13 protein-coding genes and 1 tRNA gene are annotated in these 15,349 nt (G+C 66.4%); 4 read left to right on the top strand and 10 right to left on the bottom strand.

Going from position 1 to position 15,349, the window contains the following annotated elements; all coding sequences use genetic code 11:
* Nucleotides 1-389: 389 nt before the first annotated feature.
* From ACFOWB_RS10910 to ACFOWB_RS10900, 3 genes are read right to left on the bottom strand one after another with little or no spacing between them, the layout of a single operon-like run.
* The gene (locus ACFOWB_RS10910; RefSeq protein ID WP_261404905.1) at nt 390-3,521 is read right to left on the bottom strand and encodes an efflux RND transporter permease subunit; all 3,132 of its coding nucleotides are present in this window, start codon (nt 3,519-3,521) and stop codon (nt 390-392) included.
* Nucleotides 3,521-4,789, bottom strand: coding sequence for an efflux RND transporter periplasmic adaptor subunit (locus tag ACFOWB_RS10905; protein ID WP_261404906.1), 1,269 nt, complete (start codon nt 4,787-4,789; stop codon nt 3,521-3,523). The genes ACFOWB_RS10910 and ACFOWB_RS10905 overlap by 1 nt, the downstream gene beginning before the upstream one ends.
* Nucleotides 4,786-5,427: a TetR/AcrR family transcriptional regulator gene (locus ACFOWB_RS10900; RefSeq protein ID WP_261404907.1), complete on the bottom strand. Its 642-nt coding sequence runs from the start codon at nt 5,425-5,427 to the stop codon at nt 4,786-4,788. Before ACFOWB_RS10900 ends, ACFOWB_RS10905 begins: the two co-directional genes overlap by 4 nt.
* A gap of 347 nt (nt 5,428-5,774) precedes the next feature.
* On the opposite strand from ACFOWB_RS10900, the gene ACFOWB_RS10895 reads away from it, so the two are divergent.
* Nucleotides 5,775-5,849 (top strand) — tRNA-Thr (locus tag ACFOWB_RS10895).
* Between the two features lie 155 nt (nt 5,850-6,004).
* On the opposite strand, the gene ACFOWB_RS10890 is transcribed toward ACFOWB_RS10895, so the two are convergent.
* The 4 genes from ACFOWB_RS10890 to ACFOWB_RS10875 form a co-directional block, all read right to left on the bottom strand.
* Nucleotides 6,005-6,283: a hypothetical protein gene (locus ACFOWB_RS10890; protein WP_378147234.1), complete on the bottom strand. Its 279-nt coding sequence runs from the start codon at nt 6,281-6,283 to the stop codon at nt 6,005-6,007.
* A gap of 239 nt (nt 6,284-6,522) precedes the next feature.
* Nucleotides 6,523-8,067, bottom strand: a complete 1,545-nt coding sequence (locus ACFOWB_RS10885; protein ID WP_261404909.1) for a TerC family protein — start codon at nt 8,065-8,067, stop codon at nt 6,523-6,525.
* 53 nt (nt 8,068-8,120) lie between these two features.
* Nucleotides 8,121-8,783 (bottom strand): exopolysaccharide biosynthesis protein, encoded by a 663-nt coding sequence (locus ACFOWB_RS10880; RefSeq protein WP_261404910.1) that lies wholly within the window; start codon nt 8,781-8,783, stop codon nt 8,121-8,123.
* 95 nt (nt 8,784-8,878) lie between these two features.
* The gene (locus ACFOWB_RS10875) at nt 8,879-9,586 is read right to left on the bottom strand and encodes a DUF2076 domain-containing protein (protein ID WP_261404911.1); all 708 of its coding nucleotides are present in this window, start codon (nt 9,584-9,586) and stop codon (nt 8,879-8,881) included.
* Nucleotides 9,587-10,132: 546 nt separating this feature from the next.
* Between ACFOWB_RS10875 and ACFOWB_RS10870 the strand changes: the two genes are divergently transcribed.
* Together ACFOWB_RS10870 and ACFOWB_RS10865 are read left to right on the top strand one after the other, a co-directional pair.
* The gene (locus ACFOWB_RS10870) at nt 10,133-10,444 is read left to right on the top strand and encodes a hypothetical protein (protein ID WP_378147231.1); all 312 of its coding nucleotides are present in this window, start codon (nt 10,133-10,135) and stop codon (nt 10,442-10,444) included.
* 208 nt (nt 10,445-10,652) lie between these two features.
* Nucleotides 10,653-11,591, top strand: coding sequence for an IS1595 family transposase (locus ACFOWB_RS10865; protein ID WP_261404913.1), 939 nt, complete (start codon nt 10,653-10,655; stop codon nt 11,589-11,591).
* On the opposite strand, the gene ACFOWB_RS10860 is transcribed toward ACFOWB_RS10865, so the two are convergent.
* The 3 genes from ACFOWB_RS10860 to ACFOWB_RS10850 form a co-directional block, all read right to left on the bottom strand.
* Nucleotides 11,545-12,438: a DUF3800 domain-containing protein gene (locus ACFOWB_RS10860; RefSeq protein ID WP_261404914.1), complete on the bottom strand. Its 894-nt coding sequence runs from the start codon at nt 12,436-12,438 to the stop codon at nt 11,545-11,547. The two genes, ACFOWB_RS10865 and ACFOWB_RS10860, sit on opposite strands and share 47 nt — an antisense overlap.
* A gap of 219 nt (nt 12,439-12,657) precedes the next feature.
* Nucleotides 12,658-12,864, bottom strand: a complete 207-nt coding sequence (locus tag ACFOWB_RS10855) for a hypothetical protein (protein ID WP_261404915.1) — start codon at nt 12,862-12,864, stop codon at nt 12,658-12,660.
* A gap of 489 nt (nt 12,865-13,353) precedes the next feature.
* The gene (locus ACFOWB_RS10850; protein ID WP_378147228.1) at nt 13,354-14,229 is read right to left on the bottom strand and encodes a LysR family transcriptional regulator; all 876 of its coding nucleotides are present in this window, start codon (nt 14,227-14,229) and stop codon (nt 13,354-13,356) included.
* A gap of 532 nt (nt 14,230-14,761) precedes the next feature.
* Between ACFOWB_RS10850 and ACFOWB_RS10845 the strand changes: the two genes are divergently transcribed.
* A complete protein-coding gene (locus ACFOWB_RS10845; protein ID WP_378147226.1) occupies nt 14,762-15,295 on the top strand; it encodes a TadE/TadG family type IV pilus assembly protein in 534 nt (177 codons plus the stop codon).
* Nucleotides 15,296-15,349: the final 54 nt, after the last annotated feature.

Genomic DNA, 15,349 nt, shown 5'->3' with positions numbered 1-15,349 from the left:
TCTTCGGCCGGGATGACCGCGGAGGGTCGGGCGCTTCAGACGAGCGGGCCGAAACCACCGACAGTACGCGCGGGACACGCAAACCGTCATCCCGGGCCTGACCCGGGATCCAGAACCGACGCCGATGCGGATGATCGGCCAATGCCCTCGGTTCTGGATCCCGGCTCTTCGGCCGGGATGACGGCGGAGGGTCGGGCGCTTCAGGACGAGCGGGCCGAGACGACTGACAGTACGCACGGGACACGCAAACCGTCATCCCGGGCTTGACCCGGGATCCAGAACCGACGCTGTCGCAAAATTTGGAAAGGCCCTCGGTTCTGGATCCCGGCTCTTCGGCCGGGATGACGGGATGTGGGTCCGGCCGCATCCCGGAGGACGGGCCGTCCCTCTTACTCCGCCGCCCTCAGCCTCTGCGGCGGAGCCGGCAGCGGGAGCGGCGGCTCCTCGGGCTCGTCGGTCTCGCCGACGAAGCGTCCGAACATCCAGCTGAAGATCTTCCGCACGTCGTCGAGGATCGTGTAGGCGGCCGGCACGAAGACGAGGCTCAGCACCGTCGAGGCGATCAGGCCGCCGATCACCGCGATCGCCATCGGCGCGCGGAACGATCCGCCCTCGCCGAGCGCGAGCGCGGAGGGCACCATGCCGGCGGTCATGGCGACCGTCGTCATCACGATCGGCTGAGCGCGCTTGCGGCCGGCCTCGATCAGCGCGGTCGTGCGCTCGACGCCGCGCGCCACCTCCTCGATGGCGAAATCGACGAGCAGGATCGCGTTCTTGGTCACGATGCCCATCAGCATCAGGAAGCCGATGACCACCGGCATCGAGACGCTTTCATTGGCGAACCACAGCGCCACCAGCGCGCCGCCGATCGACAGCGGCAGCGAGAGCAGGATCGTCACCGGCTGCGCGACGTCGGCGAACAGCAGCACCAGCACGGCGAAGACCAGCAGCACGCCGGCCGCCATGGCGATGGCGAAGCCCTGGAACACCTCGCGCATGATCTCGACGTCGCCGAACTCCTTCAGCGTCACGCCCGCCGGCAGGTTCTTGGCCTCCGGCAGCGCCTTCACGGCGTCGAGCGCCTCGCCGAGCGGCACGCCGGGCGCAAGGTCGCCCTCGATCGCGACGCGGCGGTCGCGGTCGTAGCGGTCGAGCGCGGTCGGGCCCTGCCCGAAGCGCACGTCCGCCACGGCGGTCAGCGGCACGCTCTCGCCCGCCCCGCGGCGCACCCGCAGGTTCTCGAAGGTGGCGAGGTCGGCGCGCGCCGTCTGGTCGAGCTGCACGCGGATGTCGACCTGCCGGTCGCCGGCCGAGAACTTGGCGAGGTTCTGGGTCACGTCGCCGATGGTGGCGATGCGCACCGTCTCGGCGATGTCGAACACCGACACGCCGAGCTCTGCCGCCTCGTCGAGCTTCGGCTCGATGCGGATCTCGGGCCGGTCGATCGCCGCGGTCGAGATCACGTTGAGGAGGCCCGGCACCTTCTGGCGCACCGCCTGTTCGATCGCGACCGCGGCCTTCTCCACCGCCTCGCCGTCCTGGCCGGAGACGATCATCGCGAATTCGCGCTGGCCGCCCTCGTTGCCGAAATTGGTGCGCAGGTCCGGGATGCTCGCCAGCTGGCGCCGCATCTCGGCCTCGAACTGCTTCTGGGTGAGGTTTCGCTCGCGCTTGGGCTTGAGGTTCACGATGACGACGCCCTTGCGCACCTCGCCCGTGGTCGACTGGCCGCCGTTCATGTCCGAGCCCGCGGTGGCGTAGACAGACAGGACCTCGGGCCGGCTCTTGAGCATCGCCGTGATGCGGTTCGCGACGCCGTCCGACTGCTCGAGCCTGGCGCCGGGCGGAAGCTCGAACTTCAGAATCGAACGCGAGGTGTCGTTCTCGGGCAGGAAGCCGGACGGCAGATAGCCCGCCATCACGATCGAGCCGGCGAAGATCGCGAAGCCCGCGAGGACGGTGACGAAGCGCCAGCGCACGCACCAGCGCAGCATCGCGGTGTAGCCGCGCATCACCCAGCCGTCACGCTCCTCATGCGCGCCGTGGTCGCGCAGGAAATAGGCGGCCAGCAAAGGCGTGATGAGGCGCGCCACCAACAGCGAGAACGCCACCGCCACCGCCACCGTGATGCCGAACTGCTTGAAATACTGACCCGCGATGCCGCCCATGAAGGACACCGGCATGAACACCGCGACGATGGTGGCGGTGGTGGCCACCACCGCGAGCCCGATCTCGTCCGCAGCCTCGATCGCCGCGCGATAGGGCGACTTCCCCATCCGCATGTGGCGAACGATGTTTTCGATCTCGACGATGGCGTCGTCGACCAGAATGCCGGTCACGAGCGTGATGGCGAGCAGGCTGACCGCGTTCAGCGAGAAGCCGAGCGCGCTCATGACCCAGAAGGTCGGCAGGATCGAGAGCGGAATGGCGAGCGCCGTGATCAGCGTCGCGCGCCAGTCCCGCAGAAACAGGAACACGACCACGACCGCGAGCGCCGCGCCCTCGAGCAGCGTGTGCATGGCCGAGCGGTAGTCGCCCTCGGTGTAGCGGACCGTGGTGTCGATGCGCGAGATCTGGACGTCGGGGCGGGCCTGCTGGAGTTCGGCGAGCTTCTCCTCGACCGCCGCCGCGACGACGACGTCGGAAAATCCCTTGGCGCGATAGACCCCGAAGGCGACGATCGGCTTGCCGTCGAGCCGGGCGGAGATGCGCGGCTCGGCCGAACCGTCGCGCACCGAGCCGAGCTCGGAGAGCGGCGCCTGGCGCCCGCCCGGCAGCACAATGCGGGTTTGGGCGAGCTTCTCGACGCTGAGCGCGCCCGCAAGCGTGCGGACCGACTGCTCCTGCGTGCCGACCTCGCCTCGCCCGCCCGCGAGATCGACGTTGGTGGCGCGGAGCTGCGCGTTGACCTCCGCGGCCGTGATCCCGAGCGCCTGCAGGCGCGCCGGATCGAGCGAGACGCGCACCTCGCGGTCGACGCCGCCCTCGCGCTTCACCTGCGCGACGCCGCGCACCGACTGCAGCTGGCGGATCACCCGGTCGTCGATGAACCAGGAGAGCTCCTCGGGCGTCATCGCGGGCGCAGACGCCGCATAGGTCGAGATCGGCATTCCCTCGATGTCGATGCGCTGGATCAGCGGCTCCTCGATCGACTGCGGCAGCTCGGTGCGGATCTTGGTGACGGCGTCGCGCACGTCGTTGACCGCTCGGTCGACCGAGGTCTCGAGCTGGAACTCGATCACCGTGACCGAGACTCCGTCATTGACCGTCGAGGTGATGTGCTTGACGCCCGAGAGCCCCGCCACCGAGGTCTCGACGCGCTTGGTCACCTGAAGCTCGAGTTCGCTCGGCGCCGCGCCGTCCTGCATGATCGTGACGGAGACGAGCGGCAGGTCGATGTTGGGCATGCGGGTGACGGGCAGCGTCATGAACGACGCCGCGCCGATCGCGACCAGCACCACGAACAGCACGAGCGAGGGGATGGGCTTTCGGATCGCCCAGGCGGAGACGTTGAGCGCCATCAGCCGGCCCCCTGCCCCGTGGACGCGACGGGCTTGCCGGCCTCCACCGGCGTGATGCGGTCGCCGTCGCGCAGGAACCCGCCGGCGCGCTCGACCACCCGCTCGCCCTCGGAGAGGCCCTCGAGGATCTCGACGCCGGTCGTGTCGGAGAGGCCGAGCTTCACGAAGCGGTCGCGCACCACGCCGTCCTTGACGACCTGCAGCCGGACGCCCTCGGCGCCGAACAGCAGCGCCGACTGCGGCGCCACCACGCCGACGCGCCGCGCCGTCTCGATGCGGCCGCGCGCGAAGAGGCCGGGGCGCAGCCCCTTGTCGGCCGGAAGCGAGACCCGGACCTTGCCGAGCCGGCTCGCGCGGTCGACCGTCGGCTCGACGAGGCGAACGACGCCATCGACCGGCTCGGGGATCCCCGCCACCTCGACCCGCGCCTTCTGGCCGGGCTCGACCGAGTGCAGACGGGTTTCGGTGGCCTCGGCCTCGAGCTCGATCGCGCCGTCGCGCACCAGCTTGAACAGCGGCGCGTTGGCCATGCCGACCATCTGGCCGACCTGCGCGGCGCGGCTCGCCACCACGCCCGCGGCCGGCGCCTTCACCTCGGTGCGCGCGAGCCGCAGCGCGATCTCGCGCCCCTGCGCCTCGGCGAGCGCCTTGTCGGAAGCCGCGGCGCGGAGGTTCTGCTTCTGCGCCTCGACGCGCGCCGCCGCGATCCGGCTCGCGGCCTGGCGGGAGACCAGGAGCTCCTCGGTGGCGTTGCCGGTCTTCTTCAGCGTCTCGGCGCGCCTGAGCGCCGCGTCCGCCTCCACCACCGCCGCCTCGGCCTCCGCGATCGCCGCCTCGCCCTGCGCCATCGCGGCCTCGGCGCGGGCGACGTTGGAGCGGTTCTGGAGCGCCTGAGTCTCCAGCATGTCGCGGTCGAGCCGGGCGAGCACCTGGCCCTGGGTCACGCGATCGCCGACCTCGACCAGCCATTCCTCGAGCCTCACCCCGTCGATCTGCGGACCGACCAGGATCTCGTCGCGCGCCACCAGCGTGCCGGTGGTGACGAGCGTTTGGGCGATCTCGCGCCGCTCGGCGGTCGCGACCGTGATCGAAGGCGGCTTCGGGGGCTCGGCCGTCACCGCGGCCTCGGCGCTGCCCGTCTTGAGGTCGCCGACCAGAGCGCCGAGCTCGTTCTGGAACGCGTAAGCCGCGCCGCCGAGCGCCGCGACGGCGACCACCGCGAGCGGCCAGCGACGCTTGCGGGCCTTGAGCTTCAGAGGCTCGCTCATCGCGCGGCCTCCGCGGCCGGAGCAGGCTCGGGCGCAAGGAAGCGCCGCACCGAGCGCTCATACATCGGCATCAGCCCTTCGAGCTCGGCCGCGGGCTCCAGCAGCAGACGCGTCAGCACGCCGTCGGTCAGCGCCATGAGGAAACGCGTCGCCTCGCGGGCGTCGAGCGTCGGATCGATCTGGCCCATCGCCATGCCGCGCTGGACGGCGCGCGCGACGATGTCGCCCACCTCCTCGTCGCAACGCATGACGATGCCCCGCACCGCCTCGTTGCGCGCGGCCTCGGCCGAGAGTTCGAGGAACATCGGCAGGCTCTCGGGCCTGAGATTGCCCACGAGGAACGCGCGCGCAGAGGCGATCAGCGCGTCCACGACGTTCTCGGCGTGGAGCAGCGGCTCAAGCTGGGCGGGAATGTCGGCGCGGTCGCGTTCGACGATCGCCTCGATGATGGCTTCCTTGGAGGGAAAGTATCGGTAGAGCGCCCCCGGGCTCATGCCGGCTTCGGCGCAGACCGCCTGCATGCCGGTGGCGTGGAAGCCTCCGCGGGCGAAGCACCGGATCGCCGCGTCGAGGATGCGGCGGCGCTGCTCCTCGGCGCGGTTCGCGCGCGGATCGCGGATCGGCGACAGCTCGTTCATGGCGGCTCCCCGGCGGCCCGCCAAAGAAAGCGAGCGAACGTTCGTTCGCATAATAGCGGCGTGACCGACGCGCGCAACATTTTCCGCGACGCGCGAACGCCGTGCTGGAGCATCGAGGAGCGAAAAGACGAAACGAGAGGTGCGATGGGCGCCCGAGACGCAGCGCTCGGGGGCGGAAGCCCTGCGCGAACGCCTGAAATCAGAACGAAACGGGGGCCTTTCGGCGCAAGCTGTGGACGTCAGGACGCGGGTCCGAAATTCCGCATGTCGCTTGGCTTGCGCCGCCCGGGGGCTTGTGGCAGTTTCCGCGCGCTTTCGGGGCCGCGCTTGCCCGCCCCGCCTGCTTCGCTGTGGTAGCTCAGTGGTAGAGCACTCCCTTGGTAAGGGAGAGGTCGAGAGTTCAATCCTCTCTCACAGCACCAGCCTCACATCAAAAATTTCAGCCGACCGCGTCCTTCCCTCCCGGGAGAGGCCATAAGCCTTCACGTGATGACCGGGCTTCGGTCGCAGCCTTCACGGACGGCGCAACGATCGACGGCGAAACGAACAGGCGGCAGCCGAAGCGCCGCGACGTCGCTTACGAAAAATAGTCGTCGTCGTCGCGGTCGTTGGTCTCGTCCTCGCGCAGAAGTCCGGTCATGTCGCCCACGACCTTCGAGACGAGGCGCTCATGGCTGTCCTTCGTGACGTCGGCCAGAACGGCGCCCATCTTCTTCAGTTCGACTCGAATCGCAGACAGGTCCACCCCGGACGCTCCAGGCAGATTGGCGACCACGCGCTCGAGAAGCTGCACGCGGATGAACAACTCCTGCATGCAGACTGGCACTGCGGCTTCGGTCGAAGGAGACATGGGCATCGTCGATCTCTCGCTCGGGGAACGGCGCGATTCACTCGTTCCGAGTATAAGGTGGCAGCAAAGCTATCAACGCGAGAGCGCGATTTTTCCAAGAGGCGTAAACAGAGCGACAACCGGCCATTTGCTTGCGCGCCATTCATTGGCGCGCGCTGTTTGCTTCGGCGCGGGCCGCGCAGTTGTCGAACGCGCCCCGATGACGCTTCGCCCGGCGGGACGTCCGCCAAGGCGACCTCGCGCGATCAATCGGCCGGGCCGAGCTCGAGGCGCTCGATGCGCCGCTCGCGCACGCCTCGCACCGTGAAACGGCGGCCGTTCCACTCGAACTGCTCGCCGTCATCCGGAATGTGGCCGAGGACGCTGAGCGCGAAGCCCGCGACGGTCTCATGGTCGCCGGCCTCCCGCATGCCCTCGATCCCGAGCGTCCGCTCGGCGTCGTCGACGCTCATCCGGCCGTCGAGCAGCCAGACGCCGGCCTCGTCGCGGACCGCGTCCGGCTCGGAGTCGGCCGCGCGCTCGGGAAGCTCGCCCGCGATCGCGGTCAGCACGTCGGTCGGCGTCACGACGCCCTGCAGCACGCCGTGCTCGTCGACGACGATCGCCATGTGGACGGTCGAGCTCCGGAAGCGTTCCAGGAGCTTCAGGATCGGCATGGTCTCGATCACGTAGAGCGGCTCGCGCGCGACCGAGGCGACGCGGCCCACCTCGACGCCGATGAGGTCCTTGGCGTGCACGACGCCGACCACGTGCTCGATTTCCCCCCGGCAGGCCGGAAAGCGCGACCGGCCGCTGCTGCGCGCCGCATGGAGGGAGGCCGACAGGTCGTCCTCGACATTGAGCCAGACGACCTCCCGGCGCGGCGTCATGATCGAGCGCACGGAGCGGTCGCCGAGCGTCAGCACGCGCTCGATCATCGAGCTCTCGGCGGGCGAGAACACCGCGCCGCCGCCGGCTTCCGCCAGCGCCGCGACCTCGGCCTGGTCGTCGGCCGTCGGCTCGCCGCGCCCGCCGCGCAGCAGGCGCAGCACCGCGTCGGCGGTGCGGTCGCGCAGATCCGCGGTGGTGACGCGCTTGCGCACGTTTCGCCGCCCGATCTGGTTGAAGGCCTCGATCAGGATCGAGAAGCCGATCGCGGCGTAGAGGTAGCCCTTCGGGATGTGGAAGCCGAGGCCCTCGACCACGAGGCTAAATCCGATCATCAGCAGCAGGCCGAGGCACAGGATCACCACCGTCGGGTGGCGGCCGACGAAGGCCATCAAGGGCTTGGAGGCCAGCATCATCACCGCCATCGCGACGATGACGGCGATCACCATGATCGAGAGTTGCTGCACCATGCCGACCGCGGTGATCACGCTGTCGAGCGAGAACACCGCGTCGAGCACGATGATCTGCAGGATCACCTGCCAGAACACCGCGTCGGCCGCGCCCTTCTTGTGCGTGTGGTCCGAACCCTCGAGCCGCTCATGCAGCTCCATGGTGCCCTTGAACAGAAGGAACAGGCCGCCGACGATCAGGATGATGTCGCGCCACGAGATGTCCGTGCCGAAGACGGTGAACAGCGTCTCGGTCAGCGTCACGATCCAGGAGATCGAGGCGAGCAGGATGAGCCGCATGATCAGCGCGAGCGAGAGGCCGAGCAGGCGGGCCTTGTCGCGCTGGTGCTCGGGCAGCTTGTCGGCCAAGATCGCGATGAAGACGAGGTTGTCGATGCCGAGCACCACCTCGAGCACGATCAGCGTGGCGAGGCCCGCCCAGGCGGCGGGATCGGCGATCCATTCGAACAGCATGTCGCGTCGGCGCGAGCGTCTTCACGCCCTGCGCCTTCCTTTCAGGTCGAGGGTCAGACGAAGACGTTGGCGATGAAGTAGAGCGCGGCGGTGATGATGGCGTAGAGCACGCCCCAGATCACGACGAGCGAGACGATCGTGGTCGCGAGCCCCGCCAGGATCCAGACGCCGTCCTTCTCGACGACGCCGAGCGAGAACAGGCAGATGGCGAGCGCCGGCAGCATGTTGCCGAGCGGGATCGGCAAAAACAGGATCACGGCGAGCAGGAAGCAGACCAGGCCGACGGCGTATTCGGCAGGCGGCGCGACGAGCCGCCCGAGCCGCGGGCGCAGCAAGCTTTCAGCCTTGGCGAGCCAGGGCGCTGCCTTGTTCACCACCGCGGCGAAGTCCGAGCGCGCCATCGAGCGGTCGGCGATCACGGCGGGAAGCCAGGGCTTTAAGCCCAGCGCGAGTTGCGCGGTGAGGAAGATCAAGGGCGCGCCGAGCACCGTGGAGGTGCCGGGCGGCGTCGGCAGAACGTTCGGCAGCGCGAACACGAACATCAGCGCGCCGACCGCGCGGTCCTGCATCACCGCGAGGAGGTCGGCGACCGAGACGCGCTCGCGGCTCGTGTCGTTGGCGATGGCGAAGAGGATCTCGGAGAGCTTCGGCCCCCGCGGCTTGCCGTCATGGCTCAGCGCGGAGGCCGCGATACTGGAAGGGTCAGTCGCGGGCATCGGATCCTGTCATTTCGCCGTCAGCGAAACCGACACCTAGCACGGCGGCCTTTCGTGGGCGCCCGGCGCGGGCGCCGGGCGCGATGACAATGTCGTTATGCGGTCTCGTCGTCGTCGCCGCCGAAGAAGGAGTCGAAGAACCCGCCGCCCTCGTCCGACGCCGGCTGGGCCTCGGCGGTCTGCGCCGGCTGCTCGGCGGCCGCAGTCTGCTCAGGAGCCGCGGCCGGCGCTTCCGCCGCCTTGGCGTCGTCGCCGCCGCCGAACATGGAGCCGATGGCGTTGCCGATCAGAACGCCGCCCGCGACGCCCATCGCGGTCTGGGCCGCGCCGGCGAGGAACCCGCCGCCGCGCGACGGCTGCTGGCTTGCGGCCGCCTGTCCCGCCGCGCCCTGCCAGGGCGATCCGCCCGGCGCGCCCATCGGCGCCCCTCCGGGAGCGCCCATCGGAGCCCCCATCGCAGCGCCTGTCGGCGCACCCATCGGAGCGCCCATCGGCCTTGCGGGCGCGGCCTGCGGACGGGCCGGCTGGGAGCCGCCGCCGAACAGGCTCGACAGGAAGCCGCCGCCGCCGGCGGGCCGTTCGGCCGCCTCGCGCTCGAGATCTTCGATGCGCTGCTGCGCCTGGGTGAGCGCGTAGTCCTGCATCACGATGGTCTGGGCCATGAGATAGGGGGCGTTCGGGCTCGCCGTGACCCGCTCCCTGATCAGGGCCTCGGCCTCGGCGTCCTTCGGCGGACTGCGCCGATCCACCTCGTCGAGACGGCTGAACAGCCCCTCGATGGCCTGGCGGTCCTGGGTTTCCATGTCTTTCGATCTCCGGTTTGAGCGACGACGGCGCAAGTTTCCGTTCCGCCGCGAGAAGGGCGGGAAAAGAGTTTCGTGCTGTCGGTGACGCATGACGAACGCGCGCCGTCTTTTCGGCGCGGGCGATCTGCAATCGAGAGTCAGTCGTGTCTGATCATGCGAGTCGAAATATAGGGGCGGTTCGGCGCTCCCCGCATCACAACGACATCACAATTCTGTAGGCGACGACGCTTTGTAGGACCGCCGCAGGAGAACGGCCGGAAAGCCGCAGATTCTCCCTAGAATTGAATCTTTTCCGCAAAAAATTAAATCACGGGTTGACCGGTATATAGGGACCGTCCGGGACTGCTCAGACGGACGGAGCGCTGCGCGGCGAGGCCGCGCGACGCGCCGACCGACGGGGCCGACGACGACAGCCTGCCGCCTATCGCCCGCTTGCGCCGCGCTCGCCGCGACGCCGGTCGCGCTCGAACTCCCCAAGCCCCCTTCCACGCCGCCGGACGACCGGCCGGCGATCGCCACGCCATGCCTTCAAACAGGATCCCGATGCGCAGTTCAGTCCAGTTCGCCGCCGCCGCGGCGCTCGCAGTCACCGCCGCCGGCGCGCAGGTCGCCCCCGCGCTCGCCGACGATCCGACCGTCTATCTCGAGGCCGCGACCGTCGGCACGGCGGGCGAAACGCTGCGCCTGACGCGCGTTCCCGTCCGCAAGGCGAATGGCGACATCGTCTATAAGGATGTCGACATCCGCTTCCGCACGACGGCGGCCGGCGGGCTCTCGGCGAAGGGCGTCGACATCAAGGTCTCGGACTCGCCGAACCTCCAGAGCGGCGGCTTCGCGGCCGGCCTCTATCGCTGAGGCAATGTCGACTTCTGCGTGTCGGGCGGCTCCGTCCTCGACGGCGGCAGCACCCAATGGACGATCTCTTCAAAAACCGATGGGTTCTCAGCCGGCTGGACCACCAGAAACGTCCGAGGCGACCTCAAAAGCCGGCCGGCGGGGCGATTATGTATCTTGCAAACACGGATCGGACGTGAGATAACACTCGGGCCAAGGAGCTCTAGTGATGTCCGTCCTTTCTCAGCCCCAGTTCCACGACGAAGCCGCCGCCTTCGACTGGCTTGAGAAGACGCTTTGGAACGGCGCTCCGGTTTGCCCGCACTGCGGCGGCATGGATCGCATCTCCAAGATCAAGCCGAACGTGGCCGCCCGCGTCCGCATGGGCCTCCACCGCTGCGGCGACTGCAAGAAGCAGTTCACGGTCAAGGTCGGCACCGTGTTCGAGCACGCCCGCATGCCGCTGCATAAGATGCTGCAGGCCGTGCACCTCATGTGCTCGTCCAAGAAGGGCATAAGCGCCCACCAGCTGCACCGCATCCTTGAGATTCAGTACAAGACCGCGTGGTTCCTCGCTCACCGCATCCGCGAGGCCATGCGCTCTGGCGAGTTGGCTCCGATGGGCGGCGCTGGCGGCTCTGGCATTGTCGAGATCGACGAGACGTTCATCGGCCGTCTGGGAGGTGAGCCCGACCGCAAGGGGCACGGCGTCACCAGCTACAAGAACACGGTGTTCGCTCTCGTGGAGCGCGGCGGCGCCACCCGCATGTTCCACGTCGAGGGCACGACCAAGAACGAGTTGCAGGCGATCATCCGCGCCAACGTCGATCGCGAAGCTCGCATCATGACCGACGAAGGCCGTTGGTACCTTGGCCTCGACAAGGACTTCGCGAGCCACGGCGTCGTGAACCACAGCCGCAAGGAATACGCCCGCGGCGACATCACGACGAACACCGTCGAAGGCTCTTTCTCAATCTTCAAGCGCGGCATGAAGGGCGTCTATCAGCACTGCGCTGAGAAGCACCTGCACCGCTACCTCGCGGAGTTTGAGTTCCGGTACAACGCGCGCACCGCGCTGGGCGTGAACGACCAGCAGCGGACGGCGAAGGCTGCGATCGGCATCAAGGGCAAGCGAACTGATCTATCAGGGGCCTCGTTCGATCAATGAGGCACCGTTCTAAGCTGAAGAACCCGACAATCAAGCGCTTTTCCGAAGGCACCAAAAGCCAGTGACGGTAGGGGTGCCGCCAACGGTTCGCCACATCGTCTCCTACGGCAGTGCTAGTTCCTACATTGAAGTTCGGATAAAGATCTCGGATGCGTGAATTAATATATTTATAAACCTCTTCTTTTGCGACGGTTCTTTTGGCGCGTCGTTTTAGGCCCTCTGGGATCTCTTTATGTTTGTCATTTAGCCGAAACTGCATGGCGCCGAGAATGATATCTAGGCCCTGAAGTATTACATGGGATTTTGAATTTACATTAACGATCTCAGTATCTGGAATATAGACGCGTTGGTTTGCAAACTTCGGAAACATATTGAGGCTGGAGACGTATTGCTTGAAAGAAGAGAATTTTTCGTCGGTGTCTGGTATGTCATCGAGATATAGAGAAACTCGCGTCCAGATCGGCGGACAGCCACAGTACATTAGCCCAAAAGCATGCTTCACAAGCTGATAATATAGAAGCCAATACTGATTTCCAATTTGATGGTCCTCAAGACCAGCCGCTTCGTTAGAGTTTTGAGTGAACATAATTCTTACTTTGATGTCTCCACTAGCAATATGGTCAAAATAACGCTCTAAAAAAGCAATATATTTTCCTTTATATGCTTTTGATATTTTCGTCCATTTCAATTCTGCATTTAAATTGTTTTGTGTTTTTACGTCATTCAAAGAGTTTTCTATGCGCTGTACATTGCTCTGATCCAGCAATGCGCCGCCGTAAAAATGCGAGAAGAAGCGGCCCTTTTCAGCCGATTCATCGCAGTAGATGATGAGTTTACGCTCTGACAATGGAAGTTAGCACTGTGGCGAATCGGAAGGTTGCAGACGACCAGCATACCCAACTCGACAAGTTCCGCGACGCCGCCCGCGAGCTCGGCACGGACGACGATCCAGAGCGGTTTGCGGAGAGGGTGCGTAAGCTGGCGAAGGCTCCGCCTGCTCCGGCTGAGCCGAAGAAGCCCGCCAAGGCGAAATGATCCACGCCTCTGACGCAAGTCGCGTAGGTTGCTAGGCGTCTGCTGCGGCTTTCATTTCGTGCCGCGCCAACACCTGAAGAACCTCGACGGCGACATCCCCAGTCTCGACCTGGGTGACGACGATAAAGGATGATCCCTCAGATCTCAGGCGCTCAACGATCTGAAGCGCCTCAGCGGCGGTCTCGCAGCTGATCTGATGCTCGTCGCTAAGCGGCCCATGGCTCACGATAAAGGTCATGTGGCCTCGTATTCGATAGAGTTGAGCGGTCCGACCGCTCCCCAGCGATCGGACCATGCTTCGTTTGTCTGGACGAGGAGGGGCGGAAACACGTCCAGCGCCTTTTCCCGGCGGGGGCCTCCCGAAGCAGGGCGGACCCTACAGGCCTCAATCTGAATTTAGAATAATAAGAAAGTCATCTCTCGTTCATGTGGTTAGCGAGTTTGCAAGCTACATAATCGCCGCTGGCGGCCAAGAACATTGCGTCTGACCGTCGTTCCTTCGGCATCGCAGGCGGCAGCGGCAGCTCACTCCATTCCTACTATTTCACCACGGGATCGCTGATTGCGGCCACGATGTCCGGCGCCGACCTCGTCATCTACAGCTACACCAAGGCGACGACGGACTATGAGACCGTCACCAACGAGGCGACGTTCCAAAAGGCGGCCAACACCTGCCGCTGACCCCATCGACGGGCCGGCCTGCAAGGTCGGCCCGTCCTTCCCCAGATCAGCCGTCGTCCAAAAGCGCCATGAACGGCGCGAGCGCCGGGTTGCGGTTGTCGGGGCGCGTCACCGCGTGCAGCTCCGCGCGGACGTCGCCGAGGTCGAGCGGGCGGAACACCACATTGTCGAAACAGGCGTTGCGCGCCTCGCTCGGCACGATGGCGAGGCCGAGACCCGCCGCGACCAGCGACAGGATCGCCTGCGCGTGCGTCAGCTGCTGGACGCGGACGGGCGCGACGCCGGCCGCCGCGAGCGCGCCCTCGACGAGATCATGCAGATGGCGGGCCTCGGGCGCATAGGCGATGAACGGCGCGCCGTCCAGAACGGCCAGCGGCGGGCGTCGGCGCGCCGCGACCGGATGGTCGGCCGGGACCGCGAGCGCGAGCGGCTCACGCATCACGCAACGCGACGACGCCTTCTGGACCGCCGCGATCGGCCGCACGAGGCCAAGATCGAGCCGCCCGAAATCGAGCTCGACGAGCTGGTCGGCGGAGTCGAGCTCGCGCCAGGTGACGGCGACCTCGGGAAGCCGCCGCCGGACGCGCGCGACGAGGCGCGGCAGGTAGCCGTAGGACGTCGCGCCGATGAAACCGACCACAAGCGATCCGCCTGCGCGCCCCGCCGTGCGGCGGGCGGCGGCGGCCGCCGCCTCCGCCTGCCGCAGCAGCGCTTGAGTCTCCGACAGGAAGGCGAGCCCGGCGGGCGTGAGCACCACGCTTCGGGTCGTGCGGGCGAAAAGCTGGACGTCGAGTTCGCGCTCGAGCGCCTGGATCTGGCGGCTGAGCGCGGGCTGGGTGAGGTTGAGCCGCCGCGCGGCGCGCCCGAAGCTGAGCTCGTCGGCCACGACGAGGAACGCCCGCGCCTGATTCAGATCAAACATTTTTGCATACCGGATTTGCGCTCAACGCATACCGCGCTGCAAATTTGCCACTGAAGTGTGCAGCGCGTCAAAATCCGGGTCGTGCGGGAGCATCGCACCATCGTATTGCGAGCGATCTTTTAACGAGACGTTACTTCGACGCGCACCAAACAGCTCACAACTCCAAGACAACCCGAAGTTTTCGATCGATCGATCGCACACAACCCACCAACATCTATGCCAAATTGTACGATCTGAGTTGCACAACCGTTATAAGTATTTGCCCTTACGTCTCGCTTGATGCGACCGCTTCGCAAGTGCTCGCGCATGTTTCGCCAAGCATGAGATTTTCGGGCGCCGCGCGTAGAGCATCTAGCCCAAATCGGCCTGTCAAGGCGGAAAAGGTCCAAAAGCCGCCTGCGGATCGGCTAACTCCCTGTGTTTTGGGCCGGATTTTGCACAACCATTACGATAAATAGGAACCGTTAACTACCGGGGTCCAAACGTTTTGCCATCAGGGCGTGTGGCGCTAGCTCAGTCGAAGCGCTTCGAATTGCATCTGCATAACGCGCTCGCGATAAGTAGTTTTACTCAAATACGTTCGATTTACTTTCAGTCGACCGTGGAAATGATCGTCATGGCAAGCACCTTCTTGGCACGCGCGCGTCAAACGCTGCGCCGAGGGACCGACGAAAACGCTTCCGCCGCGATCGAGTTTGCGCTCATCGCCCCGGTATTGCTGTTGTTTCTCGTCGGCGTGCTTTGCTACGGCACCTATTTCAGCGTCGCCAACAGCATTCAGCAGATCGCGGCCGACACCGCCCGCGCCACCGTGGCGGGTCTGTCGGACACCGAGCGCGCCGACCTCGCCAAGCAGCACGCCGACCAGATGGGTCGGACCTACGCGCTCATCGACCCGACGCGCCTGAAGATCGACGCCAAGACGTCGTCGGCGTCTCCCGACCTGTTCGAGGTCGTGGTCTCCTACGACGCGAGCAAGCTCGCGATCTGGTCGTTCTCCGGCCTCATCCCGCTGCCGTCCAAGACGGTCGTGCGCTCGTCCGTCATCCTGCGAGGGGGTTACTGAGGTGATCCGGCGGGCGCTCGATCTGCTCTCGCGCTTCCGGCGTCACGAGCGGGG

This window comes from Chenggangzhangella methanolivorans (assembly GCF_042648545.1).
GTDB classification, from domain to species: Bacteria; Pseudomonadota; Alphaproteobacteria; order Rhizobiales; family Methylopilaceae; genus Methylopila; species Methylopila methanolivorans.
This window is presented reverse-complemented; position numbering and strand designations above follow the sequence as displayed.

Coding starts and splice junctions, on each gene's coding strand:
- ACFOWB_RS10910 (WP_261404905.1), bottom strand. CDS start 3,521: ATGGCGCTCAACGTCTCCGCCTGGGCGATCCGAAAGCCCATCCCCTCG.
- ACFOWB_RS10905 (WP_261404906.1), bottom strand. CDS start 4,789: ATGAGCGAGCCTCTGAAGCTCAAGGCCCGCAAGCGTCGCTGGCCGCTC.
- ACFOWB_RS10900 (WP_261404907.1), bottom strand. CDS start 5,427: ATGAACGAGCTGTCGCCGATCCGCGATCCGCGCGCGAACCGCGCCGAG.
- ACFOWB_RS10890 (WP_378147234.1), bottom strand. CDS start 6,283: ATGCCCATGTCTCCTTCGACCGAAGCCGCAGTGCCAGTCTGCATGCAG.
- ACFOWB_RS10885 (WP_261404909.1), bottom strand. CDS start 8,067: ATGCTGTTCGAATGGATCGCCGATCCCGCCGCCTGGGCGGGCCTCGCC.
- ACFOWB_RS10880 (WP_261404910.1), bottom strand. CDS start 8,783: ATGCCCGCGACTGACCCTTCCAGTATCGCGGCCTCCGCGCTGAGCCAT.
- ACFOWB_RS10875 (WP_261404911.1), bottom strand. CDS start 9,586: ATGGAAACCCAGGACCGCCAGGCCATCGAGGGGCTGTTCAGCCGTCTC.
- ACFOWB_RS10870 (WP_378147231.1), top strand. CDS start 10,133: ATGCGCAGTTCAGTCCAGTTCGCCGCCGCCGCGGCGCTCGCAGTCACC.
- ACFOWB_RS10865 (WP_261404913.1), top strand. CDS start 10,653: ATGTCCGTCCTTTCTCAGCCCCAGTTCCACGACGAAGCCGCCGCCTTC.
- ACFOWB_RS10855 (WP_261404915.1), bottom strand. CDS start 12,864: ATGACCTTTATCGTGAGCCATGGGCCGCTTAGCGACGAGCATCAGATC.
- ACFOWB_RS10850 (WP_378147228.1), bottom strand. CDS start 14,229: ATGTTTGATCTGAATCAGGCGCGGGCGTTCCTCGTCGTGGCCGACGAG.